At 64.4% G+C, this 16,673-nt stretch carries 14 protein-coding genes and 1 tRNA gene; 7 read left to right on the top strand and 8 right to left on the bottom strand.

The features are described 5' to 3' along the window. Positions 1-28: 28 nt before the first annotated feature. The gene (locus tag HNH97_RS06220; RefSeq protein ID WP_171790285.1) at positions 29-1,105 is read right to left on the bottom strand and encodes a zinc-binding metallopeptidase family protein; all 1,077 of its coding nucleotides are present in this window, start codon (positions 1,103-1,105) and stop codon (positions 29-31) included. 100 nt (positions 1,106-1,205) lie between these two features. Continuing rightward, entirely contained in the window at positions 1,206-2,045 is an 840-nt protein-coding gene (locus HNH97_RS06215; protein WP_171790283.1) for a transglutaminase family protein, read from the bottom strand. A 297-nt stretch (positions 2,046-2,342) separates the two neighbouring features. On the opposite strand from HNH97_RS06215, the gene HNH97_RS06210 reads away from it, so the two are divergent. Together HNH97_RS06210 and HNH97_RS06205 are read left to right on the top strand one after the other, a co-directional pair. Continuing rightward, a complete protein-coding gene (locus HNH97_RS06210; protein ID WP_110912506.1) occupies positions 2,343-3,815 on the top strand; it encodes a circularly permuted type 2 ATP-grasp protein in 1,473 nt (490 codons plus the stop codon). Next, a complete protein-coding gene (locus HNH97_RS06205; RefSeq protein ID WP_171790281.1) occupies positions 3,797-4,840 on the top strand; it encodes an alpha-E domain-containing protein in 1,044 nt (347 codons plus the stop codon). Before HNH97_RS06210 ends, HNH97_RS06205 begins: the two co-directional genes overlap by 19 nt. Before the next feature lie 72 nt (positions 4,841-4,912). Here the strand turns inward: HNH97_RS06205 and dosP are convergent, their stop codons facing one another. The 6 genes from dosP to HNH97_RS06175 all read right to left on the bottom strand — a co-directional run bounded on the left by dosP (position 4,913) and on the right by HNH97_RS06175 (position 11,219). Then, the gene (dosP, locus tag HNH97_RS06200; protein WP_171790279.1) at positions 4,913-7,471 is read right to left on the bottom strand and encodes an oxygen-sensing cyclic-di-GMP phosphodiesterase DosP; all 2,559 of its coding nucleotides are present in this window, start codon (positions 7,469-7,471) and stop codon (positions 4,913-4,915) included. A 908-nt stretch (positions 7,472-8,379) separates the two neighbouring features. Continuing rightward, a tRNA-Gln gene (locus tag HNH97_RS06195) sits at positions 8,380-8,454 on the bottom strand. Positions 8,455-8,561: 107 nt separating this feature from the next. Beyond that, positions 8,562-9,218 (bottom strand): TetR family transcriptional regulator, encoded by a 657-nt coding sequence (locus HNH97_RS06190; protein ID WP_171790277.1) that lies wholly within the window; start codon positions 9,216-9,218, stop codon positions 8,562-8,564. A 124-nt stretch (positions 9,219-9,342) separates the two neighbouring features. Beyond that, complete coding sequence (gene proC, locus HNH97_RS06185) at positions 9,343-10,173, bottom strand: pyrroline-5-carboxylate reductase (protein WP_171790276.1); 831 nt, start codon at positions 10,171-10,173, stop codon at positions 9,343-9,345. After that, positions 10,173-10,676, bottom strand: coding sequence for a type III secretion system chaperone family protein (locus HNH97_RS06180; RefSeq protein WP_110095508.1), 504 nt, complete (start codon positions 10,674-10,676; stop codon positions 10,173-10,175). The genes proC and HNH97_RS06180 overlap by 1 nt, the downstream gene beginning before the upstream one ends. A gap of 249 nt (positions 10,677-10,925) precedes the next feature. Next, positions 10,926-11,219 (bottom strand): accessory factor UbiK family protein, encoded by a 294-nt coding sequence (locus HNH97_RS06175; protein ID WP_110912510.1) that lies wholly within the window; start codon positions 11,217-11,219, stop codon positions 10,926-10,928. 206 nt (positions 11,220-11,425) lie between these two features. Between HNH97_RS06175 and rfaD the strand changes: the two genes are divergently transcribed. The 5 genes from rfaD to HNH97_RS06150 all read left to right on the top strand — a co-directional run. Further along, positions 11,426-12,406 (top strand): ADP-glyceromanno-heptose 6-epimerase, encoded by a 981-nt coding sequence (rfaD, locus tag HNH97_RS06170; RefSeq protein WP_171790274.1) that lies wholly within the window; start codon positions 11,426-11,428, stop codon positions 12,404-12,406. Positions 12,407-12,617: 211 nt separating this feature from the next. Then, positions 12,618-13,478, top strand: coding sequence for a prolipoprotein diacylglyceryl transferase (lgt, locus tag HNH97_RS06165; protein ID WP_110912512.1), 861 nt, complete (start codon positions 12,618-12,620; stop codon positions 13,476-13,478). Continuing rightward, the gene (locus tag HNH97_RS06160; RefSeq protein WP_171790272.1) at positions 13,475-14,548 is read left to right on the top strand and encodes a class I SAM-dependent methyltransferase; all 1,074 of its coding nucleotides are present in this window, start codon (positions 13,475-13,477) and stop codon (positions 14,546-14,548) included. The genes lgt and HNH97_RS06160 overlap by 4 nt, the downstream gene beginning before the upstream one ends. 5 nt (positions 14,549-14,553) lie before the next feature. Further along, positions 14,554-15,360: a peptidoglycan editing factor PgeF gene (pgeF, locus tag HNH97_RS06155; RefSeq protein WP_407716798.1), complete on the top strand. Its 807-nt coding sequence runs from the start codon at positions 14,554-14,556 to the stop codon at positions 15,358-15,360. A gap of 7 nt (positions 15,361-15,367) precedes the next feature. Then, a partial coding sequence (locus HNH97_RS06150; protein WP_216657556.1) for a hypothetical protein occupies positions 15,368-16,673 on the top strand: 1,306 nt, incomplete at its 3' end.

The raw sequence follows: 16,673 nt of genomic DNA, 5'->3' as shown, positions 1-16,673 counted from the left end.
CTGCCCTGTTTTTTTTAATGGTCCCATTCTATTGTTCCGTGCGGGCGGCATGTACCAGTTGGTGGATGAACGCCAGTTTGCGCAGGATGGCCGGTGTCAGCACGAACGGGTAGAAATCCGCCAGCCCCATGGAGCGGTTGAGGCTGTTGACCGCATAGGTCAGCGGTAGCCATCCCTGCGCGATGGTATCGAATGTCGCCACGTCATAGGGGTTGTCGGTCATCATCGCCCGCAGGGACTGCGGATTGCCGGGCTGTTCGCGCACCGTCATGCCATAGGCCCATGCCGTCTCCAGCGTGGAGACGATGTGCAGGTAATGCGCCCATGTCTCGGCGAAATCTTCCCACGGGTGGCAGGTGGCGTATTCGCTGACATACTGCGTGCGCCATCCCTGCGGTGGCCCATTTTCGTAATGGCGTTGCAGGGCCTGCTGGTAATCCATGCGGTCATCACCGAAAATGGCCCGGCATTCCGTCAGCCACGGCCCGTCGCGCACCAGCAGGTTCCAGTAATAATGCCCGATCTCGTGGCGGAAATGGCCCAGCAGCGTGCGGTAATGCTCCCCCATTTCCATGCGCATCTTCTCGCGCTGCGCATCATCGGCTTCGCGCAGGGCAATGGTGATCAGGCCGTTCTGGTGCCCGGTCATGACCGGCGCGCCGTCGGGAACATCATCCAGGAAATCGAAGACCAGGCCGTCGCGCGGGTCCTGCCGCCGGGTATGCATCGGCAGGTGCAGGCGCAGCAGCGTGTAGAACAGCCGGTGTTTCGCGACCTCGATCTTGCGCCACCGTTCCAGGTTGCCGGGCACCGACAGGTTGGGGATGGTGCGGTTGAACTGGCACGCGATGCAGAATTCCTGCCCGGGCTGGCTGGCGGGGATCAGCCAGTTGCAGGCGTCATGTGCATGGTTGGCGCAGAAACGGTAGGGGCCGTCATCCGCCCGTGGGTCGAGTGCATGCCATGCATGGCCATCATCGGCGGGTGTCAGCGCGGACAGGCTGTTGATGGTCGGGATATAGCCCAGCTTGTGCCCGCAGCGTTCGCAGGCCGTGTTTTCGAAGAACAGGACCTGATCGCAGGACTGGCAGGAAAAGAGTTGCACGGCTGTTTGCTTTCCGTAACGCGAAGGGGGCATGTGCCATACCCCCATGGGGAAAGTCAGGATATGGCATTCCCGTGTGGGTCCTGACAGCCCTTATATCTCATTGACCTTTAAGATCAGTGATCTTCGTGTCGTCGCCATGATGTAGCGTCATTGAAACGTCGAGTGTCGCGTTGCAACTGTCGAGCAGTCCGGAGACCGGGGCGACCTGTCCCGGCTCCAGCGCCGCCGCAAGGGGAATATGCCCCTGTGACGCCAGCAGTCCCGATGTGGTGTCGAATCCGACCCATCCCCTGCCGGGGACATGGGCCTGTGCCCAGGCATGCAGGTCGCAGGTCGCGTCGTCGATATCGGGCTGGATCAGGTATCCCGACACGAAGCGCGCGGCGATGCCCATATGGCGCAGGACCTGTATGAACAGCCACGCGCTGTCACGGCATGACCCCGTCTGGCGGGTCAGGGTTTCCTCCGCATCCCAGACACCGGCCTCCATGCGGGTGCGGTAGGTGATGCGCGCGGCGATCATCCGGTTGATCGCCTCCAGCCGCGCCAGCGGGTCGGGATGCCGGATCCCTGCCACTTCGGCCAGCAGGGCGCGCAGGTGCGGGCCTGCGGGAAGCGGCTGTGTAAAGGCCACGGGCGGGGCGGGGCGCGCATCGGTGTGCAGAGGTGCGGGCACGGGGGCAAGGTCCGCCGTCAGGCGCACCGTGATGTCGAAATGCCGGACCTTGCGGTCGAACGTGACGCAGGCCTCGTGATTGCCGAAATCATCCTGCCGCCATGTCCGCTGGTGGCCGTGGGGCTGGATGTCCATGCCATAGGACAGGATGGGCGTCGGGCATGTCGCATCCGGCCGCAGGCGGATGGTCTGCGGGCCAAGGGAAACCGGGCGGTCGTAACGGTAGCTTGTCCGGTGAACCAGCGTAACGGGCCGGTTCATCACAGGGGGGCTTTCATGAAAGCAGGTCGTGCAAGCAAAGGCATCATGTTTCCGGGCCGCCATGCACCGTGTATCAGGCATGGGATCCCCATGCATTGCATGAGTTTGCGGCCAGCGCCATACGCGGCGGTCATTTCGTCGATGGAATGGCGAAAAAGAAAATGGAATGCAGATTTTACCTTGGCAAGGACGTGTTTTCTTGCTCCGCTAAGTCACCAGCGTAACGAAATGGCAGGTGGGTGGGCATGTTTCCGTCACGCCTGATCCTCCTTCCGCCATGGGTACGGGAGCAGGGGCATGAATGATACGGTAGGACGCACCCAGACACGGGGTGCCGGGCTGTTTGCGACATATGACGTGCCATCGTCCTTTTGCGAACTGATGAACCGTGCCGACCTTGCCACTCCCGGCCTGCGCTGCGTGCGTGACCGGCTGGCGCATTTCGACCTCGATGAACTGCGCCGTCGCACCGCAGCGGTGGAGGCGCAGCTTTACCGCCTTGGCATCACCTTTACCGTCTATACCGACAACCAGGCCATCGACCGCATCCTGCCCTTCGACGTGGTGCCCCGCGTCCTGACGGCAGCGGAATGGGACCATGTGGAACGCGGCGTGCGCCAGCGCGTGCAGGCGATCAACCTGTTCCTGTGGGACATCTACCATGACCGCCATATCCTGCGTGACGGGATCATCCCGTCGGAAATGGTGCTGGGCAATGCCAATTACTGCGACGCGATGGTGGGGCTTGACGTGCCGGGCGGGGTCTATGTCCATGTCAACGGCACCGACCTCGTGCGTGATCCGGCCGGGCGTTTCCTGATCCTCGAAGATAATGCCCGCACGCCGTCGGGTGTGTCCTATGTCATTGAAAACCGGCATATGATGCTACGCATGATGCCGGACCTTGCCTCCGGGCTGGATATCCGCCCGGTTGACGAATACGGCCTGCGCCTGCACCGCGCACTGGCGGAGACCGCGCCCGATGGCGTGGCCGACCCGCAGGTCGTGCTGCTGTCGCCGGGCATCTATAACGCCGCGTATTTCGAACATGTCTTCCTTGCGCGTGAAATGGGCATCCCGCTGGTGGAGGGGCGCGACCTCGTGGTGGTCGAGGGCCGCGTCTTCATGCGCACGGTCGCCGGCCTGTCGCCGGTCCATACGATCTATCGCCGCCTGAATGATGATTTCCTCGACCCGCAGGTCTTCAATCCCGACAGCCTGCTGGGCGTGCCGGGACTGGTGGACGCCTATCGCCGGGGGAACGTCACCATTGCCAACGCCATCGGGACGGGCGTTGCCGATGACAAGGCGGTCTATGCCTACATGCCGCGCATTATCCGCTACTATCTGGATCAGGACCCGATCCTTGACAATGTGGAGACCCATATCTGTGCGGAGAAGGCGGGACTGGACTACACGCTGGCGAATCTGGACCAACTGGTGGTCAAGCCGGTCGGGGAATCCGGTGGGTATGGCCTGCTGATCGGCCCGCACGCCACCTTGGCCGAGCTTGAGGATTTCCGTGCGCGCCTGCAGGCCGATCCCGCGAATTACATCAGCCAGCCCGTCATCAACCTGTCGGTCTCCCCCACGCTGTGCCCGGCGGGGCTGGAGGCGCGACATGTTGACCTGCGGCCCTTCGCCGTGACGGGCAAGGAGACATGGGTGCTGCCCGGTGGCCTGTCGCGCGTGGCGCTGCGCAAGGGATCGCTGGTGGTCAACTCCTCGCAGGGGGGTGGTTCAAAGGACACATGGGTGCTTGCGTCATGACAAATCTTTCGGTTTTTCCCACGCCCGTCCTGCCGGGGCTGCATAACCTGCTGTCACGTTATGCCGAGAGCATGACATGGATGGCGCGTTATATGGAGCGCATCGAAAACCTTGCCCGCCTGATCGAGGTCACGGGCACCTTTGTCCGCCCGCGCAATGGCCATGCGGGATGGGATTCCGTGCTGCAGATCAACGCGGACGAAGCCCGGTTCTTCGCCATGCATGAACAGGCATCGGAACATGCGGTGGTGGGGTTCTATATCACCGAACGCGACAATCCCGGCTCCATCGCCGGGATGGCGCATGCGGTGCGCGAAAATGCCCGCGCGCTGCGGCCGCTGATTTCCACCGAAATGTGGATGCACCTCAACGTCTTTACGCAATGGGTGCGCGACCTGACGCCGACCGACATCCGTGCGGGCAGCCTGTCGGGCATCTGCACGCGCCTGAAACAGGAATGCCAGACCCATTTCGGCATTACCGAAGGTACGCTGTACCGCGATCAGGCGTGGCTGTTCTATGTCCTTGGCAAGCACCTTGAGCGCGCGGACCAGATCACCCGCCTGCTGGACATCAAATACCACACGCTGCTGCCGCGCGGGGCGGATGTCGGGTCGGACATTGATATCAGCCAGTGGACCTCCGTCCTGCGGTCAGCTGCGGCCTACCACGCATTCCGCCGTGTGCTGCCATCGGGGATGACGCCGGTGAACATTGTGGGGTTCCTGCTCAAGAATGACGGGTTCCCGCGCTCGCTTTCCACCAGCCTGCGTCAGGTCCATTCCGCGCTGGGCCTGCTGGCGGGGGAATACCGCCTGCGCCATGGCAGCCACATCCTTGAACGGGTGGAGGAACTGCGCGTGACCCTGGCGGAACAGACCGCCGAGGAGATCATCAGTCGCGGCCTGCATGAATACATGGAATGGATCCAGTGCCAGTTGCGCCAGATCCAGGAGGAAATCGTGCAGGCGTACTGGCCCGCAGCCCCCATGCCGGTCGGCATGGCGCAGGGGCAGGTGCAGTAACCCCGGCGGGACGCCGCCTTTCTTGGAAAAAAGGCGGCGCCCAAAAAACTTTGATCCGTTATCCAGTTCCCCTCAGGTCGGGGCGATTTCCTTGGGCGTATAGCTGGCAAGCCATGTGATGAGGTCTTCGGAGGCGAGGGGCTTGGAGAACATGTAGCCCTGCAGCACATCGCAATCCATGTTGACGAGGATCTGGCGCTGTTCCTCGTGCTCCACCCCTTCGGCCACCACGGTCATGCCAAGGCTCTGGCCAATGCGGATCACCGCAGTGACGACCGAGCGGACCTTGTCCACGGTTTCCAGTCCGTTCATGAAGCTGCGGTCGATCTTCACCTCGTTGACCGGCAGGCCCGCAAGGTTCGACAGGCTGGAGAACCCGGTCCCGAAATCGTCCATCGACATGCCCACCCCCAGTTCACGCAGCGCCTGCGCGGCCTTGATGGTGCGGTCATAGTTGTCGATCATCGTGCTTTCGGTGATTTCCACCATCAGGCGTGCCGGCGGGATTCCCGTTTCCTCCAGCACTTCGGCCACGAATTCGGGCAGTTTCTCATCGCGGAAATGCAGCGGCGACAGGTTGACCGACACGGTGGGAATGTCGATCCCGTTGCGGATCCATTCGGCCATCTGGCGGCATGCCGCGCGCATCGACCACTTGCCGATCGCCTCGATCTGTCCGGTTTCCTCTGCCACGGCAATGAAGCGCGCGGGCGAGATGAAGCCCAGCGTCGGGTCGTTCCAGCGCGACAGGGCTTCCACCCCGTACATCTTGCCCGTGCGGGCATGCACCTGTGGCTGATAGACAAGGCGTAGCCGGTCATGGGCGATCGCATCGCGCAGCGCCGCCGCAAGGATCAGCCGATCGGTCGCCTGCTGGTTCATCTTGGGGCTGAAGAAGCAGTAATTGCCCCCGCCATGCGCCTTTGCCTGGAACATCGCCGTTTCGGCATGCTTGAGCAGCGTCTCCCCCGTCTCGCCATTTTCGGGATAGACACTGATCCCGATGCTGGCGGAAAATGTGACGGAGACATCACCCACCTGCATCGGCTGTGACAGCAGGCGCAGGATCATGTCCGACAGGGATGATGCATGCTGCTGGATGCCGCTGGTGATGATCGTGAACTGGTCCCCGCCAGAGCGCACGATGGTGTCGTCAATGCCGATCGCATCGCGCAGTTGCGTCGCGATGTAGGAAATCAGGTCGTCGCCCGCCGCATGGCCGAACACGTCATTGATGTTCTTGAAATTATCCAGCCCCAGCGACAGCAGCATGAAATTGCCGCGCGTGGGACGGCGCAGCATCTTGTCGAGGTGCTGGCGCAGCCACAGCCGGTTCGGCAGGCCCGTCAGCGTATCGAAATGCGACAGCTTGGCGATATGTTCCTTCGCCTCGTACCGTTCCAGCGCCAGCGTGCACAGATGCAGGCTGGCATTGACGGCCTTCTGGCACCAGGCCTGCGGCTGGCGCTTGGTGCGGAAATACAGGGTGAACACCCCGGCCACCCGGCCACCACGCAGCACGATGGGCGTGGCCCACGCGGCGCGGATGCCATTGCGCATCGCCGCCGAACGCAGCGTCAGCCATTTGGGGTCGATCTCGATATCGGGGGAGGTGATGCTCTTGCCGGTATAGGCGGCGACACCGCTGCTGCCGACATCCGGCCCGATTTCCAGGGAATCGAACAGTTCGACAAGCGACAGCGGCAGGCTGGCGCGGCCCACGCATTTCAGCTTGGAATTGTTGTCCACCGTAAAGATGGCGGGCATCACGTCGAGGCCGTTGTTTTCGATGCGGCGGCAGATGAAATCCATGATCTCGCGCAGGCTGAGATCGCTGGAAATCGCCTCGAGCGCATCGCGCTGCAGCGTCTCGAGGAAGTGGTTTTCCGTGATGTCCGTCAGCACGACGACGATGTTCTCGATATCGCCGTGGTCCTCGAACACCGGGTTCATCGTGGCCGAAACCCAGATGTCGCGCCCGTTCTTGTGCCGCGCGCGGATGTCGAGGTTGAATCCCTTGTCATTCTGCGCGCCGCTATGAAGCTGGTTCAGCGTGCTGATGTCCGTCGTGTCCCCCGCAAGGATGACCGACAGCCCATGGCCGATGACGTGGCTGGGTTCATAGCCGAACATGTCGGTAAAGGCGCGGTTGACGTAGATCAGCCGGAATTCGGGATCGAGGATGACCACGCCACGGTCGGTTTCGCGTACCACGAGCGAGAGCAGGCGGATCTTCTCGCGGTCCGCCACCTCCTGCGAGATGTCGCGGATCAGCGCCATGTAGCCGATCTTGCCACTGACGGAGATGCGCGACAGCGACAGTTCCGCCCAGAAACTGGTGCCGTCGAAGCGTTCCACCTGCACCTCGCGCGAGGTGCCGACGATCTTGTTGATGCCGGTGTCGCGGTTATGCTTGATCAGGTCGTCGTGGGATGAGCGGATCTTGCGCGGGACCAGCACGTTGACATTGCGGCCCAGGACATCCGCGCGCGTGCAGTTCCACAGCCGTTCGGCCGCGCTGTTGAAGAATGTGACCGTGTTGGTCTCATCAATAAGGACGACCCCCAGAATGGTCTGTTCAAGGGCAGGCAGGACGGTGACCTGCGTGTCATCCAGGGTGTCCCGGGGCATGGCGAACTCCACGATTCAGATGCGAACCAGATTACAGACGGGAAATGCGAAGGACCCCGCCACGCAGGAACAGGGCCGGTACGGGCGGGAAAGCGGGAAATGAAATACGGATGTATGGGCAGGCCATCATGGGTCCGTATCCAGGTCGCAGGACCCGACCCGGCACGGACGGTCATGGTGCTGTAAAAGGCCAATAAGATACTGATTGCCGTAAAGCGGCATCCAACAGTCTGATTTTGTCATGGCACCAGAAGTAGACTTGTAAATTCGTGAAATAATATCAAAAACTTATGATCTGCTTTATAAGTTTAAAAAAGCTTAATAAGTGTTCCGGGCAGATTAAATCACAATCTTGTGACGCTGTTACATCATGTCCTGAATATCCTGCTGCATATGGCCGGGACATGACCGCACGATGCCTGCGGACAGGACGGGCATGTCATGGATGGGCGGCAGTCTTGTGGGATATTTTCTGCCTGTCCCGATCGTGCAGGTGGGGCAGCGTGAAATATGAACACCTGTAAGATCAATGCGGTAGGTGCATATCAGACATAAGAAAATTGGTACCGGAAAAGTCCTGTTTCCTGTACCCCCAATGGCATTGCGCCGCAAAGCGAAGTGGCGATGGCCTGCCATTGCGCGCGATTCGATACGGGACCGCAAGCAGCGCCGCCCGCATTTTCCATACGGTTGGCTACCCTGCGGATGGATCGTGCGACCCGATGGCGGACTGGGGCAGGGAAGGCGTCGCACAATTACGGGGAAGGTCTTGGTGACGCTTTTTTAAAAGCTTCAAAAACGCCGCCGTCCTGATGAGGAGGCAGCCTGCGGCCAGCATGATCCGGCCATGGCAGGCAGGACGCGTATTCCCGATCCTGCGGGGGATATTCATTTCATGGAAAACCGGCTGGCTGGGGCGGGAGGATTCGAACCTCCGCATGGCGGAATCAAAATCCGCTGCCTTACCGCTTGGCTACGCCCCAATCGTTACGACCGATTCGTCAGTGCTGTCGCCCTTCTAAAGCGCGAAGCGGGTTCGCGTAAAGGGGCAACAGCATCCATCCACAGGAAAGGCGTTTCAGGGACGGTTTCAGGCAGACGGTTCCAGCGGCAGGTCCACGCTGGGATCCGTGGAGAAATCCTGTCCGCCCAGACCGCCAAGGCCTTCCGCCGCGCCTGCGGCCTTCGCCCCACCGGGCAGCGCGCTGAAACGCAGCGCCTTGTCGAGCGCCTTGTCCAGCGTGGCCATGGTGGTGCCCATGTCCATGCTGTCATCCTTGTCCCATGCGCGCAGCGTCACGGTCCATGCCCCCAGCAGCGCCTGCACGCGCAGCGCGCCCGCCAGTCCGCCGACCTCAAGGCCCGCGGCGCTGAGCATCCATTTCATGCTCTCGACCGTCGCCCCACCCAGCAGCAGCGCCAGTGGCGGATCGAACGGCAGCGCGCGCAGCGCGGCACGCACACCGGCGCGGTACTGCTGGAACACGTCGATGCGCCGCATCAGCAGGTCAAACAGCTTTTCACGCGGTGTACCGGTCGATCCGTCATCCACCAGCGCGGCCTCGTCCGCAAGCCGGCCCAGTGTCAGCAGGATATTCGCCTTGAACGGAAAGCGCTTGCGCGCGACATCCAGACTCAGTCCCGCATCGCGTGCGGCATCGACAACCGTCAGTCGCCGCCAGCCATAAAGGGCGGCACGCTCCATCGCGGAGCGGAGAAGGGCATCGTCAAACTGGTCGTTGTCCATGGAAATTACGATCTTCCGGATGTCTTGTTTGCCAGGGCGCGCCATGTCCGCACGGTACGGGCCGGACGCCGGTTTGAAATGGCGAAAGGTTCCGCCGGGTTGCCGTCGTTATATTGCGCGTGTCTCAGGATGCAAGTTCACGCGCCCGCTGGCTTGCCGCCCGGATCGCCGCGCGCAGCGTGGCGGGCCATGCGTCCGGGGCCATCAGCACCGACAGCGCCTGCGCCGTGGTGCCATTGGGGCTGGTGACATTGCGGCGCAACTGTTCCGCGTCGAGTCCGCTGCGCTGCATCAGTACGCCCGCGCCCGAAACCGTCTGGCGCGCGATCTGGCGGGCAAGGGCAGGGGGCAGTCCCCCTTCTACGCCGGCCTGTTCCAGAAGTTCCGCAAGCAGGAAGACGTAGGCCGGACCACTGCCGGAGATCGCGGTCACGACGTCGATTTCGTCTTCATGTTCGACCCAGGCGGTCTGGCCGATCGCCGACAGGACACGGTCGCACAGGCTGCGCTGCGCCGCCGTGGCGCAGGGCGGGGCATAGGAGACGGTCATGCCTTCGCCCACCGCCGCCGGGGTGTTGGGCATCGCGCGGATGACCACGGGTTGCGCCCCGGCGGGCATGTGGGCGCGCAGGGCGTCCGTCAGGCCGCCCACCGTCCTGCCCGCCAGCACCGACAGCACCGGTGCGTGCGTGGCGAACGGCGCGATGGCGGCGATTGCCGCCGCCACCTTCTGCGGTTTCATGGCCAGCACGATCAGGCCGGGGCGGAAATCCGCCGGCAGGTCCGCCACGTCACGGACGAGGCGGTGCGGCGCGGGCAGCGTGTCGCGATGCCGATCGACGACGACGGAAGGGGCCAGCCCCTCCGCCAGCCATCCCTCCAGCATCGCACCGCCCATCTTCCCGCATCCCACCAGCAGGACCGGCGGAAGCGAAGGGGCCTGCGCGTCCGCCATCACGCCATTCCCGCGCAGTCGAGCATCGCCGCCTCAAGCGCCTCGGCCGGGGACTTGCCCCCCCACAGCACGAACTGGAACGCGGGATAGAAACGCTCACACTCCGTCAGGGCGATGTCGATCATGTCCTCGAGGCTTTCGACCGAGGCACCCGGCGCGCCGCGCAGCAGCACCGCATGGCGGAACAGGGGCATGCCATTGTCGAGGTCCATGCCGAAATGCCCGATCCACAGGCGTTCGTTCGCCAGCGCGACCAGTTCGAACAGGTTGCGCCGCTGTGCATGCGGCACCTTCAGGTCGAAGGTGCAGGTGAAATGCATCGCACTGACTTCGCGTGACCAGGAGAAGAACAGGCCGTAATCGCACCATTTGCCCGGTGCCTCGGCCGCCATTTCCGAATCATTGCGCCGGTCGAATGCCCATTCATACCCGCCGACGATCTGTTCCATCAGATCGAGCGGGTTGGAGTCCTTGGGCGTTGTCGTGAAATTCAAGGCAGGCATTGTGGGACTCCCCGAAGCCGTCGTGGAGGGAATCCGGCATCTCTGCTGGATCCCGAGCGTCTGCAACCCGTCCCCCGCCACAATGGAAGCGCGGGGACGTCTTTTCACCCTATTGCCGGTATGGGCGTGGTGGCAAGCCTGTGACGACGCGGCGGCGGGTGCATGGCCGGGCGCATGGCCCGTGGGGTAACGCCGCGCGGGGCCGCGCCGCCCGCGATGGCGCGTACCGCGTCGGATGGCCGGTCGCTCTCAGCCGCGATAGGAGGTGGCGGCGGGCGTGGTCATGCTGGCTTCGAGGTCGGCGACACGGGTTTCAAGGGTCGCGACCCGCTTTTCCATGGCTTCCTGTGCGATTCGCGCGCGGGTCGCCATTTCACGCACGACCTCGAATTCGTCGCGACGGACAAGGTTCAGGTTGGCCAGCGCCTCGTCAACGCGGGCGCGGACCATGGCGCCGATTTCCTCGCGCACGCCGGAGAGGGCGGAAAAGGCACCGCCGGCAACACCGGCAAGATCATCAAAAATGCGTGGTCTGGCGGACATCGCGCGTAACTCCTAAGGCATGGGCCGGATGGGTGGGGCACGCCGGGTCGCGGCGTGCGGGGCACAAGTATAGACCCATACCTGCCGCGAAGTCATCCGTGCGCCATGGCGGCGGGGAACGCGCCATGCCGACATGGGGGGTGTCTTTGTTGCGGTTTGTGGCATGGTGTCGCGGTGTTCGCGGGCATATGGGATTTTGTGGTTCAATGATCATCATCACGGGCGGGGCGGGGTGCATCGGGTCGTGCCTGCATCAGGCATTGCAGGCGCGCGGGGAACAGACCGCCATTGTCGATTCGCTGGGAAATGGCGGGAAGTGGCATAATCTGTGCAAGCACGTGCCGGATTTCCTGATCGCGCCGGGGGAGCTTGACGCTTTCCTCGACAGTCGCCCCGACGTGACGGCGGTCTTCCACCTTGGCGCGATCAACGACACCACTGCCGCCGATGGCGATCGCGTGTGGCGCACCAACGTGGACCTGTCGCTGCGGCTGCTGGAATGGTGCGCGCGGGAGGAAGCGCGTTTCATCTATGCCTCCTCTGCCGCGACCTATGGCGCGGCGGACCGGCCGGGGATGTTTTCCGACGACCCGGCGCACCTGGCCACGCTGCGCCCGACCAGCCTGTATGGATGGTCCAAGCATGCCTTCGACTGTCTGCTGCAGCGCCGGCTGGCGCAGGGGGACCTGCAGGGGCTGTCATGGGCGGGGCTGAAGCTGTTCAACGTCTATGGTCCCAATGAATATCACAAGGGGGCCATGGCCTCGCTGGTCTATGCCAAATATGCCGAGATCCGTGCAGGTGGCCCGGCGCGACTGTTCCGTTCCGACCGGCCGGAGGTGGCCGACGGGCATCAGGCGCGCGATTTCATATGGGTGGGCGATGTGGTGTCGGTCATGCTGTGGCTGCTGGACCATCAGCATGTCCATGGGCTGTTCAATTGCGGGACCGGGGTGGCGCGGACCTGCCTCGAACTTGTAGATGCGGTGTGCGATGCCGCAGGTGTCGCGCGGCGGGTCGAATTCATCGACATGCCCGCCGCCCTGCATGGACAGTACCAGTCCTATACCTGCGCCGACATGACGCGCCTGCGCACGGCGGGATATGCGCAGCCCTTCACACCGCTGGCGCAGGGGGTAAAACACTATGTCCGCGACTATCTTGCCGCCGCTGATCCCTATCTTTAAGAGACTGCCTGAAAAGTCGTCCCCAATGACATCCCGAAGAGTATAAAAGTTTTTGGTGAAGCTTTTTTCAAAAAGCTCCAGCGGACGCCGCCTTTTTGGAAAAAAGACGGCACCCCGAAACTTTTGGAATTTCTGATCGGCGGATTATTTCAAAGCCTTAAGGCGTAGTCACATCCCGCGCCCGTCAATTCCTGATCGCGAAAGTCGCTGCATGCTGCCTGTCCTGATGTTTCCGCAATTTGACCCGGTCATGGTGCATTTCGGGCCGTTCGGCCTGCGCTGGTATGCGATGGCCTATATCGTGGCGCTGGTGGTCGGATGGCGGGTGGCGCGCCGCCTCGTCGCGCTGCCGCCGCGTGCGGCCACGGCGCTGCAGGTCGATGACTTCCTGACATGGGCGACGCTGGGCGTGGTGCTGGGGGGGCGGCTGGGCTACATCCTGTTCTATCAGCCGGGATACTACATCACCCACCCGCAGGCGATCCTGGAGGTCTGGCATGGGGGCATGTCGTTCCATGGCGGGGCGGCGGGCGTGATTATCGCGCTGATCGTCTTTACGTGGCGCAACAATCTCAGCTTCCTCGGCTTTTCGGACCGGATCACCACGGTGGTGCCCATCGGGCTCGGGCTGGGGCGGATCGCCAATTTCATCAATGGCGAACTGTGGGGACGCGAGGCCCCGGCCTCCCTGCCATGGGCGATGGTCTTCCCCGACGCGGGCCCGATCCCGCGCCATCCTTCCGAACTGTATGAAGCCTTCGCCGAAGGGCTGGTGCTGTTCAGCGTGATGTGGCTGGTCTCGCGCAGCCAGAAGGTGCGTGAGCATCCCGGCTTCCTCGCCGGGCTGTTCCTGTTCGGCTACGCCATTGCGCGGACGGTGTGCGAACTGTTCCGCGAACCGGATTCCTTCATCGGATTTCTGCCATTTGGCGTCACCATGGGGCAGGTCCTGTGCGTGCCCATGGCGATCGGCGGGCTGGGCCTGATGCTCAATGCCTGCCTGCGTCCCGCACGCACGGAACTGATGCCCCCCGATGCCCCGGAACTGGAGGACGGGGACACCGCGCGATGACCGCCTCCGCCACGCCTGTCAGGCTGGACCGGTTCATGGCGCGCGCCAATGCGGCCTATTACAGTAGCCGCGACCCATTTGCCGATTTCATCACCGCGCCCGAAATCTCGCAGATGTTTGGCGAACTGCTGGGTGCATGGGTGGCGGTGACATGGCAGGGCATGGGTGCGCCCACGCCCTTCGTGCTGGCGGAGGCCGGGCCGGGGCGCGGGACGCTGATGGCCGATGCGCTGCGCCTGCTGGCGCGCGTGGCCCCGGCCTGTTACGCGGCGGCGCGGGTGCACATGGTCGAAACGTCCCCCCGCCTGCGTGACGCGCAGGCGACGGCGCTGGCGCCCCATGCCGATGCTGTCACCCCTGCCTGGTGTGGTGCGGTGGCCGACCTGCCGCCGGGGCCGATGATCCTGCTGGCCAATGAGTTCCTTGACGCGCTGCCCATCCGGCAGTTCGTGCGCACCGCACAGGGATGGGACGAGCGCAGTGTTGTGGGCGAGGTGTTTGTCACCGCCCCGGCCACCGACCTGCCCGTTGGCGGCCCGCTTGCGACACGCGACGTTCCGGAAGGCGAGGTGCTGGAAACCTGCGAAGGCGCGCTGGTGATTGCGCGCCAGTTGGGACGGCGGCTGGCGCAGGGGCAAGGTGCCGCCCTGTTCATCGATTACGGATATGACGGGCCGGGATGGGGCGATACGCTGCAGGCGCTGCGTGACGGGCGTCCGGCTTGGCCGCTGGCCCGCCCCGGCATGGCGGACCTGACGGCGCATGTCGATTTCGCGGCACTGGGGGCGGCGGCCCGCGCGGGCGGGTGCGCCACATGGGGCAGCGTGACGCAGGGTGCGTTCCTGTCCGCGCTGGGCCTGTTTCCCCGTGCGGCGCAACTTGCGCGCAACCAGTCGCCCGAGGTCGCGCGACAGGTCAGCGAGGCCGCGCAGCGCCTTGTCGCCCCGGACCGCATGGGCGGCCTGTTCCGCGTCATGGCGATGACACCGCCCGGCATGACGGAACTGGCGGGGTTCGAGGGATGCGCGCCCATTGCGCCGTCGCCTGCGGACATGGGAAAGGGCGGATGACGCGCATGGAGGGGGAAGGTCAACTGGGACAGGATCAACTGGAGGGGCCGGTCGTGCGTGCCGGACTGCTCGATCACGTGCCGCACGGGTTTTTCACCCGCCTTGGCGGGGTTTCGACGGGACCGTATGCATCGCTGAACTGCTCCATGCGCAGTGGTGACGATCCTGCCGCCCTGCGTGAAAACCGTGCGCGGGTCGCCCGTACGGTCGGGGTCGCGGCCGAAAACCTCCTCGGCGTGACGCAGGTGCATGGCAATGACGTCGTCAGCGTGACCGCCCCGTGGGAAGAAGGGCAGGGCGCGCGGGCCGACGCCATGGTCTGTGCCCGCCCGGGCCTTGCGCTGGGCGTCATTACCGCCGATTGCGCGCCGGTGCTGTTCGCCGATGCGCGGGGGCATGTGGTGGGGGCGGCGCATGCCGGATGGCGCGGGGCGGCGGCAGGCGTGCTGGAGGCGACGGTTGCCGCGATGTGCGCGCTGGGAAGCCGCGCCATGGACATCCGCGCCGTTGTCGGCCCGTGCATCGCGCGTGACAGTTACGAGGTGGGCGCGGACATGCGCGACGCCGTGCTGGCGCTTGATGGCGCAGGGGAAATGTTCTTCACCCCCGCACGGCGGGAGGGGCATTACCAGTTCGACCTGGCCGGCTATTGCGTGGCGCGCCTGCACCGTGCGGGCGTGGGGCAGGCCGACGCGCTGGGTATCGATACCCTGACGGACGAGGCGCGGTTCTTCAGCCATCGCCGCCGCACGCTGGCCGGTGGGGGAAAGATCGGGCACCAGATTTCAGTAATCACCATACCCCATGTATGATGCCGTCATGAGGGTAAAGTTTTTCAGGCATGGCGTAAGGGCCCTGACGATGTCGGGCCTGTGCCTTCTTGCCGGGTGTCTCGACGTGCCGCATCCATTCCGTGGCGCGGGCCAGTCGCAGCTTGCGAATGCACCGCCGGCGCGCCTTGCGGTACCGTTGCCGACGCAGGCGCTGCTGGTCAACATGGCCGCGCAGACATGGCAGAAGGACATGGTCGCCGCCATGCTGGACCAGTCGGTTCCCGCCGTGGGACAACCTGCAAAGGCCGGGGACTGGTGGCTGCGCATGACCGCGACCCTGCAGGGAAACGTGGTCGTCCCGACCTATGCCGTGATTACCCCCAAGGGCGAAGTACGGGGCCAGACCAGTGGCGCGCCCGTGCCCGCCGCGTCATGGTCCGCCGGGTCCGACGCGGTGATGCAGACGTCTGCGGCACAGGCCGCGCCGGAGGTTGCGGCCCTGCTGACCGGTATTCAGGCCGCCCAGATGCAGAAGGATCCCAACAGCCTGAAGAACCGGCCCGCCCATGTGTTTTTCCAGGGGGTCCGGGGCGCGCCGGGCGATGGGGATGCGGCCCTTGCGCGTGCCTTTTCCGCCTCCCTGCGCGATGCGCATGACCAGGTCCAGCATACGCAGGGCGGTGCCGATTTCACCGTCCTGTGCACCGTGGTCGTGACCCAGTTGCCCGCCACGGGCCCGGCACGCCAGCGCCTGACGCTGACATGGCGCGTGACCGACCCGCACGGCAAGGAAGCCGGGGCGGCGACCCAGATCCATGATATCGCCGCGCATACGCTCGATGGGAAATGGGGCGACGCCGCCGAAGCGGCGGGCGAGGAAGCGGCCGGTGGCGTGCGGCAGATCATCACGCGTTATTCCGGGCGCGACAATGCGCCGCTGTCGGCCAGTGCCGCGCCAGCCAACGCCCCCGTTGGTGCCCCCCCGGCGGGTGCTGCCACACATCCCGCCGTGACGCGCCGTACGCGCGTCGTTCCGCCCGTCACGGCAGGGGCGCCCGCTACCGCGCCCACCGTGCCGGCGGCTTCCGCCCCGGTCGCGCCAAAGCCGCCCGTGGTCCCGGTGGCAACGACCCCGGTTGCTTCCGCATCGCCCACATCCGTAAAGGCAGCACCCGTGGCCTCTGCTCCGGCAACACCCGCGCCCGCCATGCCGTCTGCGCCCGTGACGCCAGCACCTGCCATGCCGGTAGCCCCCGCGCCCGTTACCCCGACCGTCACGACGCCGCCTGCGGTGGCAGCGCCCGCCACGACAGTCCCCGTTACCACCCCGAGCGCCCCGGTCGCCCCCGCCC

This window comes from Gluconacetobacter entanii, from assembly GCF_013155425.1.
Lineage (GTDB): Bacteria > Pseudomonadota > Alphaproteobacteria > Acetobacterales > Acetobacteraceae > Novacetimonas > Novacetimonas entanii.
Note: the sequence above shows the minus strand (reverse complement) of the source record. Positions and strands in the feature narration are given on the sequence as shown.